Annotated in this window: 10 protein-coding genes, 1 tRNA gene and 1 other annotated feature; of the genes, 9 read left to right on the top strand and 2 right to left on the bottom strand. The window is 41.4% G+C overall.

Features of this window, described 5'->3' with window-relative positions; all coding sequences use genetic code 11:
* Positions 1 to 70 precede the first annotated feature (70 nt).
* Entirely contained in the window at positions 71 to 199 is a 129-nt protein-coding gene (locus tag HNQ56_RS21190) for a dihydrofolate reductase family protein (RefSeq protein WP_429150206.1), read from the top strand.
* A 15-nt stretch (positions 200 to 214) separates the two neighbouring features.
* Positions 215 to 781 (top strand): histidine phosphatase family protein, encoded by a 567-nt coding sequence (locus HNQ56_RS21185; protein WP_429150205.1) that lies wholly within the window; start codon positions 215 to 217, stop codon positions 779 to 781.
* An 86-nt stretch (positions 782 to 867) separates the two neighbouring features.
* Here the strand turns inward: HNQ56_RS21185 and zupT are convergent, their stop codons facing one another.
* The gene (gene zupT, locus HNQ56_RS21180; RefSeq protein WP_429150204.1) at positions 868 to 1,716 is read right to left on the bottom strand and encodes a zinc transporter ZupT; all 849 of its coding nucleotides are present in this window, start codon (positions 1,714 to 1,716) and stop codon (positions 868 to 870) included.
* 175 nt (positions 1,717 to 1,891) lie between these two features.
* Positions 1,892 to 2,137 (top strand) — a binding site (T-box leader).
* 59 nt (positions 2,138 to 2,196) lie between these two features.
* On the opposite strand from zupT, the gene HNQ56_RS21175 reads away from it, so the two are divergent.
* The 5 genes from HNQ56_RS21175 to HNQ56_RS21155 all read left to right on the top strand — a co-directional run bounded on the left by HNQ56_RS21175 (position 2,197) and on the right by HNQ56_RS21155 (position 6,390).
* Entirely contained in the window at positions 2,197 to 3,966 is a 1,770-nt protein-coding gene (locus HNQ56_RS21175) for an alanine--tRNA ligase (RefSeq protein ID WP_429150203.1), read from the top strand.
* A gap of 49 nt (positions 3,967 to 4,015) precedes the next feature.
* Complete coding sequence (locus HNQ56_RS21170) at positions 4,016 to 4,492, top strand: GNAT family N-acetyltransferase (protein ID WP_429150202.1); 477 nt, start codon at positions 4,016 to 4,018, stop codon at positions 4,490 to 4,492.
* Between the two features lie 75 nt (positions 4,493 to 4,567).
* Positions 4,568 to 5,005 (top strand): HIT family protein, encoded by a 438-nt coding sequence (locus tag HNQ56_RS21165; RefSeq protein ID WP_429150200.1) that lies wholly within the window; start codon positions 4,568 to 4,570, stop codon positions 5,003 to 5,005.
* Between the two features lie 192 nt (positions 5,006 to 5,197).
* A complete protein-coding gene (locus HNQ56_RS21160; RefSeq protein WP_429150198.1) occupies positions 5,198 to 6,238 on the top strand; it encodes an HD-GYP domain-containing protein in 1,041 nt (346 codons plus the stop codon).
* Positions 6,239 to 6,319: 81 nt separating this feature from the next.
* A tRNA-Cys gene (locus HNQ56_RS21155) sits at positions 6,320 to 6,390 on the top strand.
* Positions 6,391 to 6,570: 180 nt separating this feature from the next.
* On the opposite strand, the gene HNQ56_RS21150 is transcribed toward HNQ56_RS21155, so the two are convergent.
* The gene (locus HNQ56_RS21150; protein WP_429150196.1) at positions 6,571 to 8,034 is read right to left on the bottom strand and encodes a hypothetical protein; all 1,464 of its coding nucleotides are present in this window, start codon (positions 8,032 to 8,034) and stop codon (positions 6,571 to 6,573) included.
* A 382-nt stretch (positions 8,035 to 8,416) separates the two neighbouring features.
* Between HNQ56_RS21150 and HNQ56_RS21145 the strand changes: the two genes are divergently transcribed.
* The gene (locus HNQ56_RS21145) at positions 8,417 to 9,247 is read left to right on the top strand and encodes an alpha-helical endospore appendage domain-containing protein (RefSeq protein ID WP_429150195.1); all 831 of its coding nucleotides are present in this window, start codon (positions 8,417 to 8,419) and stop codon (positions 9,245 to 9,247) included.
* Between the two features lie 372 nt (positions 9,248 to 9,619).
* Positions 9,620 to 11,002, top strand: a complete 1,383-nt coding sequence (locus HNQ56_RS21140; protein WP_429150194.1) for a PTS mannitol transporter subunit IIBC — start codon at positions 9,620 to 9,622, stop codon at positions 11,000 to 11,002.
* The last annotated feature ends 128 nt before the right edge of the window (positions 11,003 to 11,130 follow it).

Here is an 11,130-nt window from a genome sequence, read left to right as displayed (position 1 = left end):
CAGAAGTTGTGGGAGTATATAATTCAATCTTCCCACTTTGCAGATAAAAAAAGAGCAGGGGGATTTAAGGATGGAACAGCGTAAAATAGTGCTCTATATTGCAGCCAGTTTAGACGGATTTGTAGCAACCGAAGAACATGATTTGGATTGGCTGCTTTCTGCTAAGGGCGAGGGCGATAACGGATATTCGAAGTTTTAGGTTTGGAGGATGGACATGACAACCATATATTTTGTAAGGCATGCTGAGCCGGATTATACAAATCATAATGATATGGAAAGGCCGCTGACGCCAAAAGGAAAAGAAGATAGTAAATTAGTGACACACTATTTAAAGGATAAAAATATCAATATTGTTTTGTCGAGTCCGTATGCCAGAGCGGTTGATACGGTTAAGGACTTTGCGGACTCCTTTGGGCTTCCAATTCATACGATAGAAGACTTCAGGGAAAGAAAAGTAGATAATGTTTGGATAGAAGATTTCAATAAATTCACGGAACTGCAGTGGAAGGATTTCCATTACAAGCTTTCAGACGGTGAGTGCCTGAAGGAAGTTCAAGAGCGCAATATTAATGCATTGCTGCAGGTTTTGACCGCTCATAAGGATAAGAATATTGTGATCGGCAGCCATGGGACGGCAATTAGTACAATCCTTAACTATTTTGATCCAACCTATGGATTTGATGATTTCCAAAGGATACGGCATATCATGCCATGGATTGTGAAGCTGACATTTCAAGGGAAGCAGTTGGCAGATGTTGAAGAAATTAAGCTGAACCTTTGAGAATAAGGCATGGATATAATTTTCGCCCTAAACCGAATCAATCAGTCCAGGGCGAAAATTATACGCTATAGGAACATTAATCCTGTTTAGATAAAGAGTAATAGACTCACCGCCATTAATATCATTCCTGAAACCAGCCCATAAATGGAAAGGTGATGCTCACCATATTCTCTGGCGGAAGGGAGGAGTTCGTCAAGGGAGATGTAAACCATAATTCCGGCAACCATTCCAAAGATAATTCCCATTACGGTATCATTTAATATTGGCATAAGGATCAGATAGCCGACGAGAGCACCCACGGGCTCGGAAAGACCGGACAGGAAGGAATAAAGAAAGGCTTTCTTCTTGCTTCCTGTTGCATAGTAGATAGGAACGGATACTGCGATACCTTCCGGGATATTATGCAGGGCAATCGCGACAGCGATGGGGATAGCAATGGCGGGTTCCTGAAGCGCTGCAACAAAGGTTGCCAAACCTTCCGGAAAATTATGAATGCCGATAGCTAAGGCAGTAAAGACACCCATTCGTAAAAGCTTATGATTCCTTTTAGCCGTCTCATGCTTTACCTTAATGCCATAATGATGACTTTCACTGGGATTCTCTTCATGGATTTCTTCAATGGAGTGCATCTCATGAGGATTTTCTCCGCTGGGAATCAGCTTATCGATGAGAGCAATTAAAAACATTCCTCCAAAGAAGGAAATTACTGTAATCCAGGAACCGGCTTTCAATCCTAATTCAGCTACCAGGGAATCCTTGGATTTAAAATAAATTTCTACCATAGAAATATATATCATAACGCCTGCAGAAAACCCGAGACTTAAGGATAGAAACTTAGTATTACTCTTCTTCGTAAAGAAAGCCAAAGCACTTCCGATACCAGTACTGAGTCCGGCAAATAATGTAAGTAAAAAAGCAAATAGTACATTTTCCATACTGTAATCCTCCTGTATGCTGTGTCAGTACTATTGTAACAAGAAAATCAAAGCAAAACAAGCAAATGTTATGGTTGTGTTATTGGGAAAGAGGAATATTAGTTCAGGGGAGTATTCTGCGTATTTTTGTTTGACAAATGCAGCAAAGAATGATATCATACTCCTAATTTAAAAATAAAAGGCTATGAAGAGAAATAGTAAGCGTTAACGGAGTCCCAGAGAGAAGATGGCGGTGCGAATCTTTACGAAGGTAGCGTGGAAGCAGTCTCGGAGCTATGAACCGAACAGAGGAATCTAAGTAGACTTCATCGGAGTTTCCGCCGTTAAAAGGAAATTGGTATCGGGTCTATCCCCGTACTGACAGAGTGCAAGTTATCCTTGAATTTAGGTGGTAACACGGACATAATTGTTCGCCCTAAGCTGAATTATTCAGTTTAGGGCTTTTTTATTATAAAACTTTATTCAGAAGGGAGTATTACAATGACTGCACAAGAATTAAGAAGAAAGTATGTTGAATTTTTCAAAGAGAGGGGGCATAAAGAAATCGGCTCGGCTTCGCTGCTGCCGGACAATGACCCTACCGTTCTGTTTACTACAGCCGGTATGCATCCCCTGGTCCCTTATTTATTAGGTGAGAAGCACCCCCTGGGCAAACGTTTGGTTAATGTTCAAAAATGCGTAAGGACATGTGACATTGATGAAGTCGGAGATGATACTCATCTCACTTTTTTTGAAATGCTTGGGAATTGGTCTTTGGGAGATTATTTTAAAGAAGAGTCCATTTCATTAAGCTTTGAGTTCTTAACCACAATTCTGCATATTCCAATGGAGCGAATTGCGGTGACCGTATTTAACGGTGATGCATTGCTTTCCCGGGATGATGAAACGGCGGGGATATGGAAATCCAAAGGATTATCGGATTATCAAATATTCTTCTATGGCAGGGAAGAAAATTGGTGGGGGCCGGTGGGGCTGACCGGGCCCTGCGGTCCGGATACGGAGATATTTTACGATATGGGGAAAGAACCTTGCGGTAAGGACTGCGGACCAGCCTGCCACTGCGGTAAATACGTTGAAATATGGAATAATGTTTTTATGCAGTATCATAAAGAGAAGGATGGTTCCTATGAACCTCTGCTGAATAGAAATGTGGATACCGGAATGGGAATGGAAAGAGTTCTGACCATTATGAACGGGAAAAACAATGTATATGACACGGAATTATTTATCCCCATCATGAATAAACTAAAAAGCTTAACGGATCTTCCCTATTCTGATGAAACCAAAAGAGAATTCCGTATTATTTGCGAGCATACCAGAGCAATCACGTTTATCCTTGGAGATCCAAAGCGAATTCCCCCTTCCAATACAGAACAGGGCTATATTTTAAGAAGGCTGATCCGAAGGACAATCCGATTAATCAAAAAGCTGAGCTTGCATGAGAACATCCTTTGTGACTTAGCAATGGTAATTATACAGCAATATAAAGAGGTGTATGGCGAGCTGGAAGAAAATCAGGACTTTATTCTGGAGCAAATAGAAAAGGAGTTCCAGCTATTTAAAAAAACCCTTGATTCCGGATTGAGAAAGGCAGAACAATATTTCTCTTTATTAAAAGAAGGAGAGTTGCTAAGCGGTGATATTTTATTTAAATTATATGATACCTTCGGTTTTCCTGTTGAGTTTACAATGGAATTAGCAACGGAACGCGGCATAGCAGCGGACGTTGTGGGTTTTGAACAAAAATTTATAGAGCATCAGGAAAAATCAAGACAGGGAGCGGAAGGAAAATTTAAAGGTGGTCTTGCCGATGCCGGCATCCAGACAGCCAGGCTGCATACGGCGACACATCTCTTGAATGGTGCATTAAGAAAAGTATTAGGTGATGGCGTATATCAAAGAGGTAGTAATATAACGGAAGAACGATTACGGTTTGATTTTGCATTTGATCGGAAATTGACGGCAGAAGAACGAGATGAAGTATCCAGGATCGTTAATGAAGCCATCCATAAGGAAATAGATGTGATATGCGAAGAAATGACATTGGAATCGGCCAGGAATTCAGGCGCAATCGGTATATTTGATAATAAGTACGGCAATATAGTTAAGGTTTATACCGTCCCCGGCTATTCGAAAGAAATTTGCGGCGGCCCTCACGCGTCCAATACAAAAGAGCTTGGAACGTTTATTATTCTAAAGGAAGAGGCATCTTCCGCCGGGGTTAGAAGAATTAAGGCAAAAATCGAATAAATGTAGAGAATATAAGTAAGATAAAAAGTAGCTTAGGAGGATAGTGGAAATGAATTATAGAACGGCTGATATAAAAGATCTTAATCTTTTAGTAAAAGAAAGGCTTGATTTTATTAAGATCAATGAAAAGGATATTCGCTATGAGACGGTTTATAACAACTGCTGTCAGTACTTTGAAAAAGCGATAAAGGAGGATATGTGTGATATCATCCTGGCAGAAGAAGAGGGAGAATGTATCGGAACAGGAATTATCTTTTATTATTTATCCGTACCATCTGCATTTAATATGGCAGGAAAAAATGCATATATAACCAGCATGTATGTAAAAGCTGAATATAGGAGGGGCGGAATTGGAACTACGATTCTGAAAGAACTTATTCATAAGGCGGCACAGAAAGGATATGAGATAATCATGCTTAGCGCTTCTGATATGGGAAGGCCCCTATATTACAAAATGGGATTTATAGAAAGCAAAAACGGTATGATTTTAGACAATAGAAAATTGAAAAATACATTGCAGGTGTGAAGCAGAGGTAATAAACTATATTTTGATAATGGAGGAGAATATATCATGGAGTGCCTGGTATGCCAACGAATTCAAATGATAAAAACAGGAGCGAATCCCTATTTTGTTAAAGAACTTGAAACAGGTTATGTTGTAATAGGAGATCATCAGCATTTTAAGGGTTACACGCTGTTCCTGTGCAAAGAACATGTAACGGAGCTTCATTATTTACAGAAAGAGTATCGATTAAAATACCTGGAAGAAATGGCACTGGTAGCCGAAGCAGTATTTAACGTATTTAAGCCTGAAAAACTGAATTATGAATTACTGGGTAATGGAGACACCCATTTACATTGGCACCTGTTTCCCAGAGTAACCGGAGATACTCCCGCCAAAGGTCCCGTGTGGTGGATGCCGGTTGAAGAAATGTATAGCGATGCTAACTGTCCGAGTGAAAAGGAATTAGATCATATGAAGCGGGAACTTAAGGAGGAAATCGAAAAATTAATATTTTCTTACAAGAAGAACAATTGATACCCAGGAAGAAATTGATTGCTAATAGGAACTGATTACGTTATAATAAAGACAATAAAAACAAATCAAAACAACAATAATCTTACTTGAAAATTAATAATTTAAGACCTATATAAAGTCGGAAGGATTCGCTGTCTTCCGACTTTAAGATGGAAACGGCAATGATTAGGAAAGGGCCGGGAGGAAGAATATATGTATTATACGAATAAAAGTATTGTACAATGCCATTCCGGGGATGTTTTGGCCTCCGATATATACAGTACCGATGGGAACAGCCTTATCTTGAGCAAAGGATCCGTACTGAACGAATATATTATGCAGCGTCTGCAGGATATGGGGATTAAGACGGTGCGGGTCTGTCAGTACTCAGGGGAGGAGGTTCCTTCCAGGTATAAGGAGGTCCAGGAAAAGTATAGAGAGATGGTCTCTCTGACCAAAGGTATATTTCAGGAGATCGTTGCAGGAAAGACATTGAATTATAATGACTTGTCCTATGTGGCAGATCAGATCCAGAGCAGCATACAGGATGACGGGAATATTATCCGCTGTATCAGCGAAATCTATAAAGTAGACGAGTATACCTATTATCATAGCATCAATGTTGCTTTTTATTCTATGTTAATCGCAAGCTGGCTGAAGCTTCCCAAGGCTGGAATCCGCAAGTCTGTGGTAGCAGGCCTGCTGCATGATATCGGCAAGACCCGGATACCGGATGAGCTGCTGAATAAAAAGGGAAAATTGACGCAGGAAGAGATAGAGATCCTCCGCAGCCATCCTGTTCATGGATATGAGATTGCAGACGGGGTCGACCTGATTGACCAGGATATTAAGGCTGCTATTCTTCATCATCATGAAAGACTGGACGGTTCCGGATATCCCTTCCATTATCATGATAGAAATATTAATCTCTATTCCAGAATTGTTGCCGTGGCGGATGTATTTGATGCCATGACCTCAGAAAGGGTATATAAGGAGAGAAATACACCCTTTGAGGTTTTTGAAATGTTCACCCTGGAGGGACCGGCTATCTTTGATCTCAGCATCCTTAACTTATTTATGAGGAAGATGACAAATTATCTCATAGGCAGCAGGGTGCAGTTGAGCAACGGTGAAACAGGAGATGTGGTATATGTCCCGTATCAGTGCATGGAGAGCCCGATTATCCAGGTGGCAGACCGGTATATTGATCTTGCTGACGATGATAATGGTGTAAAAATTATAAGAATGCTGTAATACAATTATTTTTGATTCCACCGGCTTTCCCTTGACGAAACCGGATTCAGTTGCTATAATGGCCTAAGCTAATAAGGTTACGGCGACATAGCCAAGTGGTAAGGCATGGGTCTGCAACACCCTGATCACCAGTTCAAATCTGGTTGTCGCCTCTCAGAGAAGTTTCTAATATAGTAAAGGCAATGAGAAGGAATAGTATATATTAACGTTATTTCAGAGAGAAGATGGATGGTGGAAGGGTTCTATAATGAATGTTAGGATATGATAGATCTATTCCAACGTTCACTATAGAACCCTTTTTAATGTAGTGCGGAGGAGCTTACTTCGGCAGGCTAGAAGAACATGCCGAGTAAATCATAAAATTCCATGTACAATTCTTGAAGGTCTTCGGCTGCAGCATTGCCAATGTCAAATTCATCCCCCTGGATTTCATCCATGGAAGCGCCTTTTTTAATGGAGAGTGTGCCGGAAGCATCTAAATTTCCTATTTGATCAATTCTGATTTTATCAATATCGACGTTAAACAGATCCTTTTCCGAATGCATGCTGCCGGTGAGCCGGAAGGAAGAGAGCCCGCTTGAAATCTCAAAATCTCCGGTTTTGATATGATATTCTATCTCACCTATATCGTAGGAGGATGTATTATTCTTAGAGGATAATTGATAATGTTCCTTATCGCTGTCAGAGGAGCCTTTTATTGCCACTTCTGCTTCGTTGCCCTTGGAATTCACCACCAGTCTCATGTTTTCCGTCCGGCTGTTTCCGCCTTCCAATAGAAGCTTAATCTCCACATCCTCCATATTCAGAAGAACTGCTGAAAGTTTGCCTTTATACAGATAGCATTGTACCCGGATATCTTTCATATTACTAAGTGTATCTCTCAGGTTGCGAATAGAGCTCTTAACATCCTCTGACTGAGAGCCGGTTTGATAGAATTGAAGCAATTCCTCATAATCTTCCCCGAATACTTCTTTCATGCCATCTAAAATATTCTCTACATTGGTATGAGTAAGAATAAATTCATATCCCTGGCTCTTCTTTTGGGAGCCATTGACCAGAAATTCTTTTTTGGCAATTTTCTTAAATTCCAGCTTCTTGAATTCCTTTTCTACTAATTCATTAAATTCCTTTTGTGCTGCTTCCTGATTTTTTGAAGAGGTTTGATTGGCCAGTGCTTTGTCTATGTCTTTTATGGTATCTTCCCCTATGATATCTATGAGATACCCGGTATTGTTTTGTTTATAATTATAAGTCAGCACTTTTTTGCTGATGGAGGGGAATTTTAATTTAAGACTATCGGAGGTTAATCCGGCAATGAGATCCAGTCTTATGATACCGATATCCAGCACCCCTTTTAATTGTTTTTGGATGTTGTTTGAAGCATAGGTGAAATGAAAGCCGGCATTATCATAATTACCCTCTATGGCCATGGTATAGTCATTAGACAAGGAGATTTCTTGGATTTGATTCAGATCCCGCACAAATTGGGGCTGATCCTGTGCCGTTTTATAAGCGGCGAGCACCACTTTTTCTCTGTTGCTTAGAAAGAGACCGCTTTTTACCACAAGAAAAACTACCGCAATGATTACCAAAGCACCAAGAGCGGCAAAGAGTATCTTTGTGTCAGGCTTCTTTTTGGGGCTATTCGTAACGGCTTCCTGCTGAGCGGCGTCGACAGCCCTTTCGGACATCATATCGAAACTTACCTCCGGTTTTACTTCCTCTTCGGACATCGGATCGGAATTTACTTCCTCCCCTACTGCTTCCCCGGTTATTGGATCAAATTTTTGTTCCATTGTTATCCTCCTTTTTGTGGCTTTTTCGCCATGTATGTTTATTATATTATAAAATAATGTAAAATGCAATTTTGCATGATGAGAAGGGCGTGTTCAAGGAGGTTTAATGCATATTCTTCTCCATTATCTTGCTATAATAAATTTTTGCGATTATTGATGAATAAAGGGTGTTTTTGTAACATGATGTAATATTCCTCATAAGATATATTGAATATGTAAAAGTAGATATGGTCTCCGGACAGCGTAAAATTACGAAGTTGTATAGGAATTATATTGTCAGGCGGCCTTATGTAATCCGGGTTTAACCCAGTGATGGCAGGGCTGGTGGGAGAAACAGGACAGATAATAACAATATATTGATCAGAAAGGAGGTGTATTTAACATGTCTATGCCTAATTTTCCGGTAATCAGCCCGGCAATCACACGGGAGGATGCTATAAATCAGATATTATCTTCCATCGCTATGGAGGAACTGGGGTTAAGCCATATCATCAATGCAGAGGGTGAGAAGCTCCAATATGTTATAGGAACTCTGCCAGGTATCAGCGGACCGCAGGCAACAGTAGAGGATGTACTTGCCGTCAACGATAGTGTAAGGTCAATGTTGGACGTCATCGCACAGAATCAGCTGCTTTATAAGAATAAGATGCAAAGTGCTCTGCAGGCCTCGGAGCAGCAAGGAGCAACCGGTCCAACCGGAGCAACCGGCCCAACTGGAGCCACCGGAGCAACTGGGGCAACCGGCCCAACCGGAAGCACGGGTCCAACCGGAGCAACCGGTCCCATTGGAGAAGTTGTTTTGGCTTATGGATCTTTAAGAGGAGGCAGTGCAGAGGTACCTGGGGCAGTGTTTACACCGGTACCGTTTAGTGTGGCCGGACCTTTATCGGATACGGTGACAGTTAGCCTATCCGGCAATGAATTGGTGGTAGGAGAAAGCGGGATTTATCAGATAACGATATCGATTAACGCGGAGGCCACTGTTGATCCGGATCCGGATCAACCATATCTAACTGCTATTATTACGGTCAATGGCTCACCGATTTTTGGTGATACTACTACCTTTTTTAAGATATCGAACAGAAGCAGCGCAACCTTTGTCGTTCAAGCCTCATTAACGGCAGGAGATGAAGTAGGAGTAAGCATTAGTACGAATTTTCCTATCTTAGGTTATTTGAATCGTTCTTTAACCATTGTTCAATTAAGCAATTAAATACCCTCGGCTTCTATCGGTTAAGAGATAGGGAATGCAAGGAAAGAGATGGAGATGCAGCGGCATCTCCATTTTTTTAGATGGAATCAAGAGGATACTATGCTGAATGGAGATTGTTTTTAATGCACAATGCCTAAAAGTGACAGGTATTTAATCATGTCATTATTCAATAGCGACAAAATAATATTTGTTCAAATTGAAACCTTAGGACTAAAATATTATAATGAGATTATCCAAAGATGAAATGAATAATATCATTTTATCCAAAATATAAAATAACAAAGTTATTTTATATTTAAGAAGATGATTGGCCGATCAGTTCTTCAGAAAACCGTAAACAAATACTTTTGAAGTGAGAGGGTAGGATTAACTATGAAAGAACGAATTCAAGCATTTGGCAGGTTTTTTAGCGGCATGGTAATGCCTAATATTGGAGCATTTATTGCCTGGGGTATCATTACCACTTTATTCATCGCTGTGGGTTGGATACCGAATGAAAGCATCGCGGCATTGGTTGACCCGATGGCAAAATCACTTCTTCCCCTTTTAATTGCATATACCGGCGGTTATAACGTGGCCGGCCACAGAGGTGGAGTAATTGGAGCAATCACTACCATGGGTCTGATTGTGGGATCCGATGTGCCGATGTTCCTGGGAGCTATGCTTCTGGGACCTTTCAGTGGTTTTCTGATTAAAAAATTTGATAAACTGATAGAAGGCAAGATAAGAGCAGGTTTTGAGATGCTTGTAAACAACTTCTCTCTGGGTATCTTCGGCGCCATTCTGGTTGCACTGGCCTTAAAGGCGATCAGTCCCGTTATGACAGCTTTAAATTCTGTAATGGAAGCTGGCGTTGGCTTTTTTGTTGATCATAAGTTACTTCCTCTGGCAAGCATTTTCATCGAGCCTGCCAAGGTACTGTTCCTGAACAATGCGTTGAACCACGGAATTCTGACTCCCATGGGAATCGAGCAGGTGGATAAGCTGGGGAAATCCATCTTCTTCCTTCTGGAAGCTAATCCCGGTCCCGGTCTCGGCATTCTGCTGGCATGTCTCATTGCAGGCAAGGGCATGATCAAAAGCTCCGCACCGGGCGCCATTGTAATTCATTTTCTGGGCGGTATTCATGAGATTTACTTCCCTTACATCCTGTCCAACCCGGCATTGATCGTTGCAGTAATCGCCGGAGGCGCAAGCGGTGTGCTTACCAATGTCGTATTAGGCGGCGGACTGGTTGGTCCTGCTTCTCCCGGAAGTATTCTTGCGGTTCTGGCCATGACTCCCAAGGGAGGATATCTGCCGGTCATCTTAAGTGTATTAATCTCTGCCGCGGTTTCCTGTGTTGTGGGAATGCCTCTGCTGAAGATCTTCGGCAAGGATGATGATATCGAAGCGGCAAAGGCAAAGGTTCGGGATATGAAGAATGAATCAAAAGGAATTGTTTCCGCAGATGTTAAGGTAGATACAAAGACCTTGAAGAACATCGTATTCGCCTGTGATGCAGGGATGGGTTCCAGTGCCATGGGTGCCACGATCCTGAAAAAGAAGCTGACGGAGGCAGGTTTTACGGATATTAATGTAATGCATGTGTCGGTGTCCTCCATTCCCGAAGATGCACAGATCATCGTCACTCATTCTGCTCTGAAGGAGAGGGCAATGAAGAAGAATCCCAATGCAAAGCTGGTGCTGATTACCAACTTTATGGCAGCGCCGGAATATGATATGCTGGTGGAGGAGTTGAAGGCCGGAAAATAGTTTGCTATATTGGGGAATATAGTTAACCGTATAATTACGCACGAATCAGCGGCATTTGCCGCTATTCGTGCGTAGAGATGTCTGTACCGAAGACAGAGAGTGCGGTACTTTATTATATAGAAATAAGA

This window comes from Anaerotaenia torta (assembly GCF_050433395.1).
Taxonomy (GTDB): Bacteria; Bacillota; Clostridia; order Lachnospirales; family Lachnospiraceae; genus Mobilitalea; species Mobilitalea torta.
This window is presented reverse-complemented; position numbering and strand designations above follow the sequence as displayed.

Coding starts and splice junctions, on each gene's coding strand:
- HNQ56_RS21190 (WP_429150206.1), top strand. CDS start 71: ATGGAACAGCGTAAAATAGTGCTCTATATTGCAGCCAGTTTAGACGGA.
- HNQ56_RS21185 (WP_429150205.1), top strand. CDS start 215: ATGACAACCATATATTTTGTAAGGCATGCTGAGCCGGATTATACAAAT.
- zupT (WP_429150204.1), bottom strand. CDS start 1,716: ATGGAAAATGTACTATTTGCTTTTTTACTTACATTATTTGCCGGACTC.
- HNQ56_RS21175 (WP_429150203.1), top strand. CDS start 2,197: ATGACTGCACAAGAATTAAGAAGAAAGTATGTTGAATTTTTCAAAGAG.
- HNQ56_RS21170 (WP_429150202.1), top strand. CDS start 4,016: ATGAATTATAGAACGGCTGATATAAAAGATCTTAATCTTTTAGTAAAA.
- HNQ56_RS21165 (WP_429150200.1), top strand. CDS start 4,568: ATGATAAAAACAGGAGCGAATCCCTATTTTGTTAAAGAACTTGAAACA.
- HNQ56_RS21160 (WP_429150198.1), top strand. CDS start 5,198: ATGTATTATACGAATAAAAGTATTGTACAATGCCATTCCGGGGATGTT.
- HNQ56_RS21150 (WP_429150196.1), bottom strand. CDS start 8,034: ATGGAACAAAAATTTGATCCAATAACCGGGGAAGCAGTAGGGGAGGAA.
- HNQ56_RS21145 (WP_429150195.1), top strand. CDS start 8,417: ATGTCTATGCCTAATTTTCCGGTAATCAGCCCGGCAATCACACGGGAG.
- HNQ56_RS21140 (WP_429150194.1), top strand. CDS start 9,620: ATGAAAGAACGAATTCAAGCATTTGGCAGGTTTTTTAGCGGCATGGTA.